Source organism: Parafannyhessea sp. (assembly GCF_051876455.1).
Taxonomy (GTDB): domain Bacteria; phylum Actinomycetota; class Coriobacteriia; order Coriobacteriales; family Atopobiaceae; genus Parafannyhessea.
Genome location: NZ_JBJEHW010000093.1, coordinates 38,167 through 53,151, shown reverse-complemented (window position 1 = coordinate 53,151; position 14,985 = coordinate 38,167). Strand labels below are relative to the sequence as shown.

The 14,985-nt window shown below is 67.1% G+C and carries 11 protein-coding genes and 1 pseudogene; 2 read left to right on the top strand and 10 right to left on the bottom strand.

Annotation, left to right across the window (positions count from 1 at the left end; translation table 11 throughout):
- A pseudogene (locus ACI38Z_RS04485) lies at window positions 1-2,775 on the bottom strand (hypothetical protein); the annotation flags it as partial.
- A gap of 305 nt (window positions 2,776-3,080) precedes the next feature.
- Here ACI38Z_RS04485 and rlmD point away from each other — a divergent pair.
- On the top strand, window positions 3,081-4,271 hold the full coding sequence (gene rlmD, locus ACI38Z_RS04480) for a 23S rRNA (uracil(1939)-C(5))-methyltransferase RlmD (protein WP_439788986.1): 1,191 nt from the start codon (window positions 3,081-3,083) through the stop codon (window positions 4,269-4,271).
- Window positions 4,272-4,755: 484 nt separating this feature from the next.
- Complete coding sequence (locus tag ACI38Z_RS04475; RefSeq protein WP_439788985.1) at window positions 4,756-5,754, top strand: PrsW family glutamic-type intramembrane protease; 999 nt, start codon at window positions 4,756-4,758, stop codon at window positions 5,752-5,754.
- Window positions 5,755-5,875: 121 nt separating this feature from the next.
- Here the strand turns inward: ACI38Z_RS04475 and purN are convergent, their stop codons facing one another.
- From purN to ACI38Z_RS04430, 9 genes are all read right to left on the bottom strand, one after another.
- Entirely contained in the window at window positions 5,876-6,508 is a 633-nt protein-coding gene (gene purN / locus ACI38Z_RS04470; RefSeq protein ID WP_439788984.1) for a phosphoribosylglycinamide formyltransferase, read from the bottom strand.
- Window positions 6,505-7,575: a phosphoribosylformylglycinamidine cyclo-ligase gene (gene purM / locus ACI38Z_RS04465; protein ID WP_439788983.1), complete on the bottom strand. Its 1,071-nt coding sequence runs from the start codon at window positions 7,573-7,575 to the stop codon at window positions 6,505-6,507. The genes purN and purM overlap by 4 nt, the downstream gene beginning before the upstream one ends.
- A gap of 124 nt (window positions 7,576-7,699) precedes the next feature.
- Window positions 7,700-8,719, bottom strand: coding sequence for a class B sortase (srtB, locus tag ACI38Z_RS04460; protein ID WP_439788982.1), 1,020 nt, complete (start codon window positions 8,717-8,719; stop codon window positions 7,700-7,702).
- A 9-nt stretch (window positions 8,720-8,728) separates the two neighbouring features.
- Window positions 8,729-9,190 carry a 5-(carboxyamino)imidazole ribonucleotide mutase gene (gene purE, locus ACI38Z_RS04455; RefSeq protein WP_439788981.1) on the bottom strand — a complete coding sequence of 154 codons (462 nt, stop codon included), beginning with the start codon at window positions 9,188-9,190 and terminating at the stop codon, window positions 8,729-8,731.
- 104 nt (window positions 9,191-9,294) lie between these two features.
- Window positions 9,295-10,269 carry a hypothetical protein gene (locus tag ACI38Z_RS04450; RefSeq protein ID WP_439788980.1) on the bottom strand — a complete coding sequence of 325 codons (975 nt, stop codon included), beginning with the start codon at window positions 10,267-10,269 and terminating at the stop codon, window positions 9,295-9,297.
- 148 nt (window positions 10,270-10,417) lie between these two features.
- Window positions 10,418-11,062: an NUDIX domain-containing protein gene (locus ACI38Z_RS04445; RefSeq protein ID WP_439788988.1), complete on the bottom strand. Its 645-nt coding sequence runs from the start codon at window positions 11,060-11,062 to the stop codon at window positions 10,418-10,420.
- A 347-nt stretch (window positions 11,063-11,409) separates the two neighbouring features.
- On the bottom strand, window positions 11,410-12,708 hold the full coding sequence (purD, locus tag ACI38Z_RS04440; RefSeq protein ID WP_439788979.1) for a phosphoribosylamine--glycine ligase: 1,299 nt from the start codon (window positions 12,706-12,708) through the stop codon (window positions 11,410-11,412).
- Window positions 12,709-12,737: 29 nt separating this feature from the next.
- Window positions 12,738-13,682 carry a DegV family protein gene (locus ACI38Z_RS04435; RefSeq protein WP_439788978.1) on the bottom strand — a complete coding sequence of 315 codons (945 nt, stop codon included), beginning with the start codon at window positions 13,680-13,682 and terminating at the stop codon, window positions 12,738-12,740.
- A 6-nt stretch (window positions 13,683-13,688) separates the two neighbouring features.
- A complete protein-coding gene (locus ACI38Z_RS04430) occupies window positions 13,689-14,969 on the bottom strand; it encodes an adenylosuccinate synthase (RefSeq protein WP_439788977.1) in 1,281 nt (426 codons plus the stop codon).
- Window positions 14,970-14,985: the final 16 nt, after the last annotated feature.

Below are 14,985 nucleotides of genomic sequence, written 5' to 3'. Positions count from 1 at the left end.
GGTGCCAGAGGTGCCGTTGGAACCGGTGCCGTCAGAGGAGGACCCGTTCTTCTCGCCCGTCGTGGCGGAGCCGTCGTCCTTCTTGACGGTGAGCGTGCCAAGCTTGTAGGTCACCTCGTAGTTGGCCTCGCGCGCCGTGCCGTCCCACTTGACGGTCGCGGTGTTCTGCGAGCTGCCGACCTCGGTCTGCGCGCCCGTGACGGAGAGGCTCGCCGTCTCGCCGTTCACGAGGCCCGAGATGCTGCCCTTGGCCGTGAGCGTCTTGCCGTTGTACGCGCGCGTGGCGGACTCGGTCTTGACCGTGAGCGCCGCCTTGTTGATCTGGTACGAGAGCTCGACGGCGCCGGCGTAGTTGCCGAGGCCGGTCAGCGTCACCTTGACGGTGCCTGCGTTGGTGAGGTCGCCGCTGTACGCGAGCTTGTAGTCCTTGCCCTCGACGAGGTCCTTGCCCAGCTTGGCGTCCTTGACGGTCACGTCCTGCTTCTTCTGCTCCTTGCCCGTGTAGGTGACGTCCTTGAGCGAGCTGAAGGCAAAGCGCTTGTCGCCGTTTGGCTTGCTGGCGTCGAGAAGAGCGTCCTTGCTGAGCGTGATGGCGTTGACCGTGACCGTCGCCGTGGACTCTGCGGAGACGCCGCTCTCGTCCGTCGCGGTCACCTTGTACTGGTACGTGCCGGCCGTGTCCGTCGAGGGGGTGAGGCTCGCGCCGGTTGAGGCGCTGGCCGCGGCGGGCCTGGCGCCGGCCTTTGCGGAGCTTGCGGAGGTGGCGTCCTTCCAGGTCTTGCCGCCGTCCGTGGAGACCTGCCACTTGTACGTCACGGTGCCGTCCGCGTTCGCGACGTCGGCCGTCAGGGCGTCCGCCTTATCGCCCACCGTGTAGGTCGCGTCCTTGAGCTGCGTGGAGATGCTCACGGGGAAGTCGACCGTGAACTGCATCGAGGTCGAGCCGGCGTCGGTGGAGGAAACGGTGATGCCGGTGTCCGTCTTTGCGGAGGGGTCGTCGGAGCCGTTGTAGAGCGAGAGCTTGCTCGCGCCATAGGCGGCGTTCTCCGTCGCGTTGAGGAACGGCGCGTACAGGTTGGGGCTGCCCGCGGTCTTCTCGAAGTAGTTCTCCATGACGCCGGGGCGGTGCGTCTTCACGTTCACCGTGTTGGCGAGGCCGGCCTCGACGCCGGGCATGCCGGGGTATCCGCACTTCGTCGCGACGCCGTTGTCAACGTGCCACACCACGATGCCACCGGTCGGGTTCTTGATCGTGTTGTCGCCGTTCATGTACATGGGCTCCATGCCCGCGTCGAACGACGCGTACTGGCGATTCTCGATCAGGTAGTACTCGTCGTCGCTCACGTGGATGATGTAGCACTTGTAGCCGGCGGGGTCCGTCTCGGACGTCGCCGTGTAGGTGCCGTCCTTCGTGATCTCCTCGGGCGTGATGAAGCCGAGCAGGTAGCGGTCATACGGGTCAAAGAACGTCGGACGGTACTCGCCGCTCGTGGTCTGGCCGTAGGAGCCGTAGTCCATGATGGAGAGGTACATGGTGGAGTAGTTGTCCCACGCGCCGCTGTCGGACGTCGTGGAGTACAGGTCCGGCATGCCGAGGAAGTGGCCAAGCTCGTGGCCGAGCGCGCCGATGCCGCTCTGGTGCGACTCGCCCTCGGACATGGACTCGTTCTCGGACTGGACGATGTAGCGGTCGATGCCGACCGTGCCGCCGCTCGCAGTGCTCACCTCGTAGGGGCTGCCGACCTCCTCGGTAAAGGAGTACTGGTGCGACCAGATGCCGTGGTGGCCCGTCGGAATGACGCCCGTCGCGGCCTCGTAGCCGGCAAACACGACGCCCAGGCCCAGCTCGTTGGCCTCGATCTTGCCGTCGCCGTCAGTGTCGTATTGCGAGAAGTCCACGTACTGGGCCGCGGCCTTGATCGCGTCCTCCATGTCCTTAACGTAGTCGGCGTCCTGGTTGCCAAACGGGTCGGGGTTGCCGTAGGTGTGGTCCAGGGTCACGTGGATCACGCCGTCGTTGGCCTTGTCGGCCGTGTTGGTGTTGCCGCCCACGCCGTAGGCGCTGCTCTCGCTCGCGGGCGTCCAGGTGAACTTCCCCTCGGAGGAGATGCGGTACAGGGAGGACACGCTGTACTCGCCCGAGAAGAACTTCTCGTTCCAGTCGTAGGTGTTGCTGTACGGCTCGTCGCTGAAGCCGACCACGATGGTCAGCAGCGGAATGCTGGTCGTCGTGCCGCTCGTGGATTGCGCCGCAGTCCTCATGAGCGCGGACTTCTTGGTCGCCTTTGCCGTCGTGGCGGTCGTGGCCTGCGTCTTCTGCAGCGAGGTCACCGTGATGGGCGCGGAGGTCGTCGCATTGCTCGAGCTCTTGCCGGTGTAGGTCTGGCCCGCGAGCGCATAGTACGCCACGCGCGCGGAGTTGTCAGAGAGGTCGTCCGCGGTGATGGCGCCGGAGTCGGCCGCGTCCTCGGCCGCGCTCCCGAGCGAGAGCGACGAGCCGGACCCGACCACCTGACGCCACGACCCATCGGAGGGGTCGCGCTGCACGACCACGCCGTTCGCGTTGGTCGCATAGTGGAACCACTCGTCGCCGTGCGTGGTGATCTTCGCCGTCGAGCCATCGGGCTGCTCGACCGACACCGGCTTGTTGTATGCCGGCATGGCCATTGCGACGCCCGCCGAACCCAGCGCCAGGGCAAACCCCAGCGCCGCGGCGGCCGCCGCCCTCGCAACGCGCTCCCGCGCGATGACCCTACACCTCGTTCTGCCTGCCATCATGCCTCCTCGTAACGCAACAACCGTCCGTCTTACATGCGTAAGCTGAGAGTAGCGAATCCGATTTTCCGTTTTATTGGATATCAGTTACGACTGTGCTTCCTACAGGCGAGCTATATTGACGGTGAACGGCAGTTCAGATACCTTGAATTCCTTCTTCCATCAATAACGTGCATGCCTGACATGTATATGAGACATGCTTATTTTCAGTTTCGTACCCTCCTCAAACGGACACGCCGTGCGGCTACAATTGCAGAGAAGAACGCGGGCACGCGCCCGAAGGCATCACGATCTTTCGAGGTTACATGGGCTTCAAGACCTACACCTGTCCCATCGCACGGCAATGCGGCGGCTGCGAGTGGCTCGCCGTGCCCTACCCCATCCAGCTCCGTCGCAAGCAGCAGCAGGTCGAGGAGCTCCTGGGCGACATGGCGCGGGAGGACGGCGCGCAGGTCCTGCCCATCGCCGGGATGGACGAGCCCAAGGGCTTCCGCCACAAGGCAGCCACGCCCTTCTCGCCCGCAAAGGGAGGGCGCATCCGCTCCGGCTTCTACAGCGCGGGCACGCACCGCATCGTGCGCTGCGACGACTGCCTGGTCGAGGCGCCGGGCGCCCGCGCGGTACTGACCGACGTGGCGCGCGTGGGCGAGGAGCTGGGCATGAGCGCCTACCAGGAGGACCGCGGTCGCGGCGTGCTGCGCCACGCCGTCGTGCGCTGCGGCTACGCCACGGACGAGGTGCTCCTGACCGTGGTCGCCAACGGCAATCGCCTGCCGCGCGAGGACGAGTTCGTGCGCCGCATGGTGGAGCGCCACCCCGAGCTCACGTCCATCGTGCTCAACGTCAACCAGCGGCGCACCAACGCCATCCTCGGGCGCGAGAGCCGCACGCTCTACGGGCCCGGCACCATGCGCGACGCGCTGCTGGGCTGCACGTTCAGGATCGGCCCCACGAGCTTCTACCAGACCAACCCCGCCCAGACCGAGGTCCTGTACCGCCTCGCCATCGAGGGCGCCGCGCTCCGCAACGGCTCGCGCCTGCTGGACGCGTACTGCGGCTGCGGCACCATCGGCATCTGCGCCGCGTCGCAGGCCAAGGCAGCCGGCGCGGACGTGAGCGTCACGGGCGTGGACCAGGTGGGCGGCGCCGTGATCTCCGCCCGCTGGGCCGCCCAGCACAACGGGCTGGACGCCAACTGCACCTTCGTGCATGCGGACGCCACGGCCTACATGGAGGCAGTGGTCCGCGACGGCAGCCGCGGCTTCGACGTGGTCGTGCTCGACCCGCCGCGCGCAGGCTCCACGCCCCGCTTCCTCACGGACGTGGCGCGCCTCGCCCCCAAGCGCGTGGTCTACGTCAGCTGTAACGTCAAGACGCAGGCACGGGACCTCGTCCTTCTCCGCCAGCACGGCTACCGCATCACGCAGGTGGCGCCGGTGGACATGTTCCCGCACACCAAGCACGTGGAGTGCGTCGCCACGCTCGAGTGCAAGTAGCCAGACAGCTCAAAGGCAAAGTATCACAAGGAGTCGTGGGCTATCCTCCGGCTTCCGCTCTGACCCTCGACCTTGCAGCGACAAAAACTTCTGACGGCAAGCGGCACGCTGCAGACCGCTCAGCCGCCGCATCCGCCTCATCCAACTTTCGCTCAACATTTGCCGCGAACGTACCTCCCTTGGAGGCACGTTCGGCAGAGATCGAACCGGCGACTGTCTCCGCCGGCTTCATGTGGCCGCATTCTTGTCTTATGGCAGAGCGAACGTACTTCATGGGGATACCTCCTTGAATCGCCATTTTACAAACCATACCTTGCAGGCGAGAAGGACACTGCCGTGCTTCGCTCTCCCCCGTGGCGATTCAGTCAGTTTTAGCCGCTCCCGTTCCCCCGCGATTGACCTTCATCCCGCAAAGCGTCAGCCTGTGTTGGCCCTCTTTACAGGGGGGCTTACTTTTTACGCATGCGCGAGGGGATGTTAGTTCATGAGTTCTGAAACCGTCTCGGCCGCGGCGAGCGCAGCCCGCAGCCCGTTTGCCAGGAGGCGCCGACGCTGGTGGGTCGGCCTTGCCGTGTTCCTCACGCTCTTCTTCATAGGCGTGAGCTACGAGTTTGGCGGCATGGACCTGGGAGACGTCCACCCCGCGTCCCTGACCGCCGCGCGCTACCAGGCGATGCTCGAGTGCTTCGCGCTCCTGCTCGTCTACCTGGTTCCGTTCTTCGTCTTCGTGCGCTACACGCGCCTCAAGTCGGGCGTGCCGCGCTGGTTCGTGGTGCTCGCGTTCTTCGCGGGCTGGTTCGTGCCCGGCTGGCTGGCCGGCGACCTCAACGACGCCGTTTCCGGCCTCATCCGCGCGGCCGCCGGCAAGGGCTTCGCCAACACGTGGGGCGACGCCATCGAGGCCCCGCTCGTGGAGGAGACGCTCAAGCTCCTGACGCTGGTCCTGGTCCTCGGCCTCGTGCACCTACGCGGCGCGCGCGATTGGCTCGTGGGCGGCATGTGCGTCGGCATGGGCTTCCAGGTGTCCGAGGACCTCGGCTACATCGAGTCCCAGGTCGCGGGCTCGCGCGCCGAGCTCGCCAACGCCGTCCCCTTCACGCTGAACGTCCGCATCTCCGGCGCCCTCTCCTCCCACTGGGTCTACACGGCGCTCGTGGCCGTCGCGGCGTGGCTGCTCTTCTGCGAGCGCCGGCGCCTCCGCGGCTGGCTCTACCTCCTCATCCCCGTGCTGGCGCACTTCATGTGGGACACCCCGCTCAGCGCGATGGGCGCCCTCCCCACGGCAGTCATCAGCCTCCTCACGGCTTTCCCGTTCCTGTACGCCTGGGGCGACATCGCGTTCGACGGCGGACGAGCGCTCGCTTCGCCACCACGCCGTCGCGCACGGTCCAAGGGCGAGAAGGACGACGCGCCGTCGCAGCAGCACGACCAAACGCCGCAGGCTCCCCAGGGCATGGCGGCCGCAGCACCGGAGGACCGCTAGCGACACGGGGCCCGCCCGGTCCCGACAGGCATCACCCTACGCACAAGAGCGGGGCGCCCACGTGGGACGCCCCGCTCTTCTCGTCAAATCGTTTATGCGCAGGTCGCACGTGACGCCGTGGCTACGCCTCCGCGGGCGGGTCGATGCGCACCTTGTTGCCGTCCACGTGCACGCGACCCTCGGCCAGCAGCTGAATCGTGTCCGGGTACAGCACGTGCTCGATCTGATGGATGTGGACCTCGAGCTCGTCCACGTCCCAGCCCTCCTCAACGGCCAGCGGGCGCTGCGCGATGATGGGGCCGCAGTCGTACTTGTCGTCCGCAAAGTGCACGGTCACGCCCGTCACCTTGACGCCGTAGTCAAAGGCGTCCTGGATGGCATGCGCGCCGCGGAAGCTCGGCAGGAGCGCCGGGTGCAGGTTGACCACGCGGTTCTGGAACGCCTGCAGGATGGGCGCATGCACCATGCGCATGTAGCCCGCCATGATGACGTAGTCGACCTTCTCCCTAAGCAGCGTGGAGGCGATCACCTCGTCTGCCGTGATGGGGTCGGCGTAGATCTCCTTGCTCAGGGTCATGGTCTGGATGCCGGCGGCCTCCGCGCGCTTGAGCCCGTACGCGCTGGGGCGGGAGGAGATGACGATCGCGACCTCCGCGTCCAGCGTGCCCGCGGCGATGCGGTCGATTATGGCCTGGAGGTTGGTGCCGCTGCCGCTGATGAGGACACCAAGCCTGATGGGACGGCGATCGCTCATCGGTAGGTCACCTTGCCCTCGCCCTTGACGCACTCGCCCATCACGAAGGGCGAGAAGCCCTGCGCCACGAGCGCCTCGCGCACCTCGTCCACGTCGTCGCGGCCGCAGATGATGCTCATGCCCACGCCCATGTTGAACGTCTTGTACGCCTCGTCGGGCGTGAGGCCCGCCGCCTTGACGCAGTAGCTGATGATGGGGGGCACGTCCCATGCGGGACCGTCCTCGCCACCGCGGTCGACCACGGCGTCAACGTCCGCGGGGAGCGCGCGGTTGAGGTTCTCCGTGATGCCGCCGCCCGTGATGTGCGCCATCGCGTGGATGGGGGCGCCGGCCTTGAGCGCGGCCACCAGGCCGCCGGCGTAGATCGTGGTCGGGCGCATCACGGCGTCGGCCAGGCTCTCGCCGCCCAGCTCCGGAAGCGGGGTCTCGAGCTCCTCAACGGTCTTGCCCTCGATCGCGACCTTGCGCACCAGGCTGTAGCCGTTGGAGTGGATGCCGGAGCTCGGCAGGCCCAGGATCACGTCGCCCTCGTGCACCAGGTGCGGACCAATCATCTTGGGACGGTCCACGACGCCCACCACGAAGCCGGCCAGGTCGTAGTCCTCGGGCTTCATGACGCCGGGGTGCTCGGCCATCTCGCCGCCAACCAGGGCGCAGCCGGACTTCTTGCAGCCGTTGGCGATGCCCTTCACGATCTTGGCCACGTGCTCGGCCTTGAGCTTGCCGATCGCCACGTAGTCCAGGAAGAACAGCGGCTCCGCGCCGATGGGCACCACGTCGTCCACGCACATGGCCACGAGGTCCTCGCCCACCGTGTCGTGGCGGTCGAGCAGCTGGGCGATTGCGAGCTTGGTGCCAACGCCGTCCGTGCCGCTCACGAGCACGGGGTCCTCCATGTCCTTGAAGCCCTTCATGCTGAAGCACGAGCCAAAGCCGCCCAGGCCGCCAATGACCTCGGGGCGGTTCGTCTCCTTCACGGCCGCCTTGATGGCGTCGACCGCGCGGGCGCCCTCGTCTACGTCCACGCCGGCATCGGCGTAGGTGATGTGCCTGGGCTGGGTCTCCATGCTCTTCTCCTCCATATGCGGCGCTGGCTTTGGGCGCCTGTTTCATGCGACGCTTTCAGTCTAACAAGTTTGCGCACGTGGGACCGCTTTCGTGCCCCCACGTGCGCATTTTGTTTACGAACCCCTATGACGAGGTCGAGGTCGTGCCAGAGGTCGACGTCGAGCTTGCGCCCGAGCTGGAGCTCGAGCCCTGCCCCGTCGCCGCGGCGGCCTCGCTCTTGGGCACGCACAGCAGCACGGCGCGGCCGTGGCCAAAGTCGTAGTTGCACGTGACGAGCGTCATCACGTGGCTCGTGCCCTGGATGACCTGCGCGGCGTCCGACCGCTTGGCCGACGCCTTCGCGAGCATCTTGTTGAGGTACGTGTGGAACTCGTCCGTGGACGAGAAGTTGAAGGTGCGCAAGTCGTCGTCGTAGTCACTCTTGATGATGTAGAGCAGCAGCGGCTCCATCTCGTACGCCTTGTTGTTGCGGTCCACGTACCACACGGTCGAAATCTTGTCGAAGTTCGCCTGCTTCTTGAGGTCGTCCAGCGGCGCGAACATCTGCCCGTCGTTGAGGTGGTGCCCATAGATCAGCGTCTGGGCGTCCACCATGCCGGGCTTGGTGTTCTGGCAGTCCATGAAGACCTGCCCGCCGATGCTGTACTCGCCCGTGGCGGAGTGGCGCAGGTACTGCGTGTTGTTCTTGCCCTGGTACACGGGGAAGTTGATCGTGGTGCCCTCGACGTCGATCCAGCCCACGATGTCGTTGTTGACGGCCTCGAGCGCCGCGAAGTCAATCGTGGGGGCGCCGGTCGTCTTGTTGGTCTTGACGTCGGCAATCTTCTCGAGCTTCTGGTTGTTCTGGCGCTGGTGGTTGTACTCGCTCTGCGCGTGGAAGTACAGGTACCCCGCCACGGCGAGAAGGGCGATGCCCACCACCAGGAAGATGGTGCTGAGCACGCGCCTGCCGCGGCCGCGACGCTTGGGCTTCTGGGGCCTGTCGCCCCCGCGTGACGTCCCGGCGCCTCCGTTGCCGCCGGCCGCGCTGCGGTCGGCCTGCACGGACGACGCGTAGGCCACCGCGGAGGTCGCCGGCACGAAGCCCGCGGCGCGCGGCGCCGCGGCCGTGGAGTCGGCGCTCGGCCTGGAATGCTTTCCCATCAGCCTGCCCTACGCCTCGGCCATCTGCTTCTTGAGCTCCACGATCTTCTCGCGGTACTCGGGCATGGTCGCGCCCAGGATCTGCGTGGCGTAGATGGCCGCGTTCTTGGCGCCGCCGATGGCCACGCAGGCCACGGGCACGCCAGAGGGCATCTGCACCATGGAGAGGAGCGAGTCCATGCCGCCGAGGTCGGACGTCTTCATGGGGACGCCCACGATCGGCAGCGGCGTGTAGGCGGCCACGACGCCGCCCAGGTGGGCGGCCTTGCCGGCGGCCGCGATGATCACCTTGAGGCCGCGGTCGGCCGCGGTCGAGGCCCACTCGTGCACCTTTGCGGGTGCGCGGTGCGCCGAGGCCACCACGAGCTCGTAGGGAACGCCCAGCTCCTCGAGCTCCTTGGTGCACGCCTCCATCGCCGGCATGTCCGACTTGGATCCCATGATGATTCCCACGACTGGCTTGTCTGCCATGATTGCCTCCAAAGCAAGGTGGTTGTTCTTCTCCACCCGTGGGCCAACCCGCTCCCACAGGCTGCTTACAGTATAGGGATGGCGCCGCGACGCCGCGAGCGCGCCTAGGAGCTCGTGCCCTTGGTGGCCGCGGTGCCCGTGCCGGTGGAGCCGGACGACGTTGTCGAGCTGGTCGAACTGGATGCCGTGGTCGATCTGGTCGACCCCGTCGTGCCCGTCTTGTTGTTGGTCGTCGTGTTGCCGATCGTGGTGGTGACCGTCGTGGTGCCAGAGTCGGACTTGTCGTCCGCGCTGGGGCCAAACACCTGGTCAAGCACGCCGTTGGTGATCGAGCCGCGCAGCTGCTTTTCCGTCGCGGCGTCCACGCCCGTGATGGAGCAGTTGAAGCGCACGCCCTGCGACGTGGACGTCTTGGTCCAGACGAAGGTCATCAGGCTCTTGACCTCGCCCGTTGGCTTGAGGTAGCCCAGCAGCTGCGACTTCTGGATCTTGCCGTTCTTGTCCACGTGGACGTTCACGTTGTAGATGACGGTGTTGATGTCGGGGTTCATGAGCGCGTTGGTGGCGAGGGCCGCCGCCTGGATCTGCGAGGACGAGAAGACCCCCAGCACGTCGCTCGAGGTCTCGTCCGTGACGGTCACCTCGATGCGGTGCGTGTTCTCGTCCGCCTCCTGGACGGAGAAGTCCTCCGGGAACTGCGTGTAGCCGTTGCCCCACTCCACGCCGTTGTTCATGGCGGAGACCACGGTCGAGATGCTCACCTGGTTGCCAAGCGACTCCGTGCTCACGCGGCGCGCCACGCCACAGGACACCTGCAGCGCCATTATGCCGAGGAAGAATATCAGCAGGATGATGGTGGCCGTCCTGGTCATGACCTCGCCCAGGTTGGAGCCCGAGGGGTCCTTGTCGGAAAGCGGGTCGACCTCGACGCCGTGGCGGCCCTGGCTGCGCCGGCTGCGCTGGCGCTTGGCGGTCTCCTCGTTGGTGTGGCCGGTCTCGTCCACGGTCGAGAAGAGCTCCTCCGCCTCCTGGGCGTTGAGGGTGCGCCGCTTGTGCGACCTGTCCTTCTCCCTTGGCATGAACTCCCCCGACCGCTGCCGACTAACCCGTCCATGATATCCGTTTTACACCGCGCTTGCGAACGCGCGGCGCGGGCGCACACCACGCCCACGCACCCAAACGGCGCGCGGGCGCGGGTGGCCGGTCGAGGCTCCGGGCAGGCTCCGGCTATCCCAGGCGACGCGCCACGGCGTCGCACACCAAGGCGCCCACCACGGTCTTGGCGTCCTCGATGCGACCGTCGAGCACGGCGTCGACCAGCTCCGGGAGCTCCACGAGGTCGACGTTGATGAACTCGTCCGCGTCCGGGCTCGACTCCGCCAGCGTGAGGCCCGTGGCCATGTAGATGTGGATGAGCTCGTCCGCGAAGCCGGCGGAGGTGGCGATCGTGGTCAGGAAGGCCATCTTCTTCGCCTTCATGCCGGTCTCCTCCTGCAGCTCGCGTCGGGCGCAGTCGAGCGGGTCCTCCCCCGGCTGCAGCTTGCCGGCGGGAATCTCCACCGTCACGCGACCCAGCGGCGCGCGGTACTGCCTCACCAGGCAGATGCGACCGTCCTCCGTGAGCGCGACGATGGCCACGGCGCCGGGGTGGCGCACCACGTCGCGCTCGGCACGGGCGCCGTCGGGCAGCTGCACGCGCAGGCGGTCGACGTTGAACACGTGGCCCCTGAAGACCACGTCCTCGCCCAGGACCTGCTCCGTGAGGCCCTTGTCGCGCGGGTCGTCGTCCCCCAGCACCAGGTGACGGCTCTGCGGGGCGCCGGACTTGTGGTCGTGCCGCGAGCGGTCGCCGTCGAACGTGAAGGCGCCCATGCCCGCCTTCATGCCCTCGATGGCGTGGTCGAGAAGTTCGGAGCCATCCGGGTCGTCGTCCAGGTCCAGGTCGTCAGCGAACTCGTCCTCGTCGGCCGTGCTGTAGTACGGCTCCTCCTCGAGCGGCTCCTCGCCAAGGCCCGCGTGCACCTCCGTGGTCGCGTTCTTCTCGCCCGCGCCGGCCTTGCGCGCTGCCTTGCCGTCCGTCGCCTTCTGCTGGGCGGGCTCCTTCTGACCTTGTTCCTGCTTGCTGTCCTTCGACACCGTGTCCCCCTTGCTTGCGTATACGCGTCGCGGCGCCCGAGGCGCCGCGACTTACTGCTAGCTAGGTTGTACCCACTCGGGCGCTACAGGTTCGCGCGGCCCTTGATCGCCTTGATACCGATGTCGTGGCGATAGGTCTTGCCCTCGAACCAGATCTTGTCGCAGGCCTCGTAGGCGAGGTTGCGCGCGTCCTCGAACGTGGGGGCCACGGCCGTGACGTCGAGCACGCGGCCGCCGTTGGTGTAGACGTTGCCGTCCTCGTCCAGCTTGGTGCCGGCGTGGTAGACGGTCACGCCGTCCATCGCGTTGGCGTCGTCGATGCCGTGGATGAGCTTGCCCTTCTCGTAGTGGCCGGGGTAGCCCGCGCTCGTGAGGACCACGGATACGGCCCAGTCGTCGTCCCAGCTCACCATGTCGGGGCTCAGGGTGCCGTTGTCGCAGGCCAGGAAGCACTCCACCAGGTCGCCCTTCATGCGGGGCAGCACGACCTGCGTCTCGGGGTCGCCAAAGCGCGCGTTGAACTCGAGTACCTTGGGGCCGTCCTTGGTGAGCATGAAGCCGCCGTACAGGCAGCCGCTGTAGGGGTTGCCCTCCGCCGCGAGCTCGGCCACGACCTTGCGCTCGATCTCGACCATCTGGTCAAGCTCGCCCGGCAGCAGGATGGGCACGGGCGAGTAGACGCCCATGCCGCCCGTGTTGAGGCCGCGGTCGCCGTCGAGGGCGCGCTTGTGGTCCTGGGAGGTCGCGAGCGGCACGAGGGTCTTGCCATCGGTCAGCGCGAGGAGCGAGCACTCGGGGCCCTCGAGCATCTCCTCCACCACGACGACGTTGCCCGCGTCGCCAAAGGCGTTGAAGCACTCGTGCACGCCGTCGAGGGCCTCCTCGGTGGTCTGGGCCACGATCACGCCCTTGCCCGCGGCGAGGCCGTCGGCCTTGATCACGATGGGACCGCCCACCTTGCGGACGTAGTCCGCGCAGGCCTGCTCGTCCGTGAACGACTCGTACCTGGCCGTGGGGACGCCGGCGCGCGCCATGACCTCCTTGGCGAACTTCTTGGAGCCCTCCATCTGCGCCGCCTTGCCGCTGGGGCCGAAGACGGGAATGCCCTCCGCACGCACGGCGTCGGCCACGCCTGCGACGAGCGGTGCCTCGGGGCCTATCACCACGAGGCCGACGTTCTTCTCCCTTGCGAAGGCCGCGACCGACTCCGGGGAGTCCTGGTCCACGTCCACCTTCTGGGCCAGCTGGTACATGCCGCCGTTGCCCGGCGCCACGTACAGTTTGCCCGCACGGGGCGACTCGGCGAGCTTTGCCAGGATGGCGTGCTCGCGGCCGCCGGAGCCCAGTAGCAGGATGTCGATCTTGTTGTCAGTACCAGCCATGATGCCCTCCTTGGGCTCGACGCCGCCCGCTACTGGGCGGCCTTTGGTTTGAGAACCGAGGCGGCTTCCTCGGCGGTGATGAGCGAGCTTGGCGCGTAGGCTATGCCCACGGCGCCGATGCCGAGCTGCGCGCAGGTGCTGGGGTTCGCCCTGAGCACGGCCGCGCAAGCCGACTCGAACTCGTTGGTGTCCAGGGGCTTCTCCACCTTCTGGAGGATCCTGGGGTCGCCGGAGTACATCTCGGCGTAGGTGATGGCGCCCACCTTTGCGGAGTAGCGGCTGAGCGTGCGCGCCAGCACGCCGGCGATGCGCGCCATGTCGGAGGACGAGAAGATCTCCTCCGCCTGGCCGTCGGGCGTCACCTTGACGAGGCCGCGCACGTTGAGGGCGCGCCTCTGGAGCATGCTCATCTGCCCCAGGATGCCCTTGCGCTTGTGGCCGATGCCGGCCGCCACGTCCGCATCGGGCGTGGGAATCATGAGCATCCGCGACGACGCCGAGAGCGCCTGGGCGCGCTCGACGGCCTCGTAGGTGTCCAGGCCCGCGTTGCGGTCGCACACGAGGCGCGACAGCACGAGGGCGTACTCCGCGGAGACCGCATGGGTGTCGATGACCGTGACCTTTGCGCCCTGCACCTTGGACACGGCGGAGCGCGCCACCTCGCCGGCGTCGCGCATCTGCGACGACACGTGGAGCGACACGATGCGATCCCAGCCCTGCTCGGCCAGCGCCTGGTAGACGGTGAGGAAGTCAACCTCGGACGGCGAGTAGGTGTTTATCTGCCCCTTGTGCTTGGGCGACTCGCGGTAGAACGTGGGCGTGTCGATGTCGAGGCAGTCGCGAAACTGCTCGTGGCCCATGCGCACGACGAGCGGAACGAGGGCGACCCCCGCCCTCTCCAGCGTGGAGAGGGGGAGGTCACAGGCGCTGTCGCACACGATGGCGAACTTCTTGTTTGCGGAGGCGGCGCTCACGTGTGCCTACTTCCAGTAGCGGTCGATCGTCTGCTCGCGGTCGGGGCCGACGGTGATGATGGACACGCGCACGCCCGCCAGCTGCTCGAGGAAGTCGATGTAGTCCTTGGCCTCGCGCGGCAGCTGGTAGAAGTTGCGGACGCCGGAGATGTCGCACTTCCAGCCCGGGAGCGTCTCGTACACGGGCTTCGCGTGGTAGAAGACGCTCTGGTGCTCGGGGACGGTGGTGTAGCGCTTGCCGTCGCACTCGTAGGCGACGCAGACCTTGATCTCGTCCAGGCAGCCCAGGACGTCGAGCTTGGTGATGGCCAGGTCCGTCAGGCCGTTGACACGGGCCGCGTAGTTGACGACGACGCCGTCATACCAGCCGCAGCGGCGCTTGCGGCCGGTGGTCACGCCGTACTCGTGGCCGACCTCGCCCAGCTTGTCGCCGATCTCGTCGTACAGCTCCGTGGGGAAGGGACCGGAGCCCACGCGCGTCAGGTAGGCCTTCGCGACGCCCAGGACGCGCTTGATGTGGGTGGGGCCGACGCCCGAGCCCGTGACCGCGCCGCCGGCGGTGCAGTTGGAGGAGGTGACGAAGGGGTACGTGCCGTGGTCGATGTCGAGCATCGTGGCCTGCGCGCCCTCGAACAGGATGTTCTTGCCGGCCTCGAGCTGCTCGTTCAGGAAGAGCGAGCTCTCCACGATGTACGGGCGGATGCGCTCGGCGTACGGCAGGTACGTCTCGCAGATCTGGTCGACGGTGTAGGTGGGGAGCTCGTAGACCTTCTCGAGGATGGGGTTGGTGTAGCTGAGGGCCGCCTCCAGCTTCTCGCGGAAGATCTTCTCGTCCAGCATGTCCTGGATGCGCAGGCCCGTGCGGTTCATCTTGTCCATGTAGCAGGGACCGACGCCGCGCTTGGTGGTGCCGATCAGGTTCTTGCCGAGCTTCTTCTCGTGCGCGCCGTCGAGGTCCTTGTGGTACGGCATGACGATGTGCGCGTTGCCGGAGATCTTGAGGTCATCGCACGAGATGCCCTGCTCCTCGAGGGTGTCGATCTCGCCCAGCAGCACCTCGGGGTCCACGATGCAGCCGTTGCCGATCACGGGGTACGTCCCCTTGTACATGACGCCGGAGGGCACCTGGTGCAGGGCCAGCTTGTGCCCGTTGGCGACCACCGTGTGGCCGGCGTTCGCGCCACCGGCGTAGCGGCACACGACGTCGAAGTCGCCCGAGATGAGGTCGGTCACCTTGCCCTTGCCTTCGTCTCCCCATTGCGTACCAACGAGCACTGTTGCAGGCATTGCATCCTCCTGTTGG

Coding starts and splice junctions, on each gene's coding strand:
- rlmD (WP_439788986.1), top strand. CDS start 3,081: ATGGGCTTCAAGACCTACACCTGTCCCATCGCACGGCAATGCGGCGGC.
- ACI38Z_RS04475 (WP_439788985.1), top strand. CDS start 4,756: ATGAGTTCTGAAACCGTCTCGGCCGCGGCGAGCGCAGCCCGCAGCCCG.
- purN (WP_439788984.1), bottom strand. CDS start 6,508: ATGAGCGATCGCCGTCCCATCAGGCTTGGTGTCCTCATCAGCGGCAGC.
- purM (WP_439788983.1), bottom strand. CDS start 7,575: ATGGAGACCCAGCCCAGGCACATCACCTACGCCGATGCCGGCGTGGAC.
- srtB (WP_439788982.1), bottom strand. CDS start 8,719: ATGGGAAAGCATTCCAGGCCGAGCGCCGACTCCACGGCCGCGGCGCCG.
- purE (WP_439788981.1), bottom strand. CDS start 9,190: ATGGCAGACAAGCCAGTCGTGGGAATCATCATGGGATCCAAGTCGGAC.
- ACI38Z_RS04450 (WP_439788980.1), bottom strand. CDS start 10,269: ATGCCAAGGGAGAAGGACAGGTCGCACAAGCGGCGCACCCTCAACGCC.
- ACI38Z_RS04445 (WP_439788988.1), bottom strand. CDS start 11,062: ATGGGCGCCTTCACGTTCGACGGCGACCGCTCGCGGCACGACCACAAG.
- purD (WP_439788979.1), bottom strand. CDS start 12,708: ATGGCTGGTACTGACAACAAGATCGACATCCTGCTACTGGGCTCCGGC.
- ACI38Z_RS04430 (WP_439788977.1), bottom strand. CDS start 14,969: ATGCCTGCAACAGTGCTCGTTGGTACGCAATGGGGAGACGAAGGCAAG.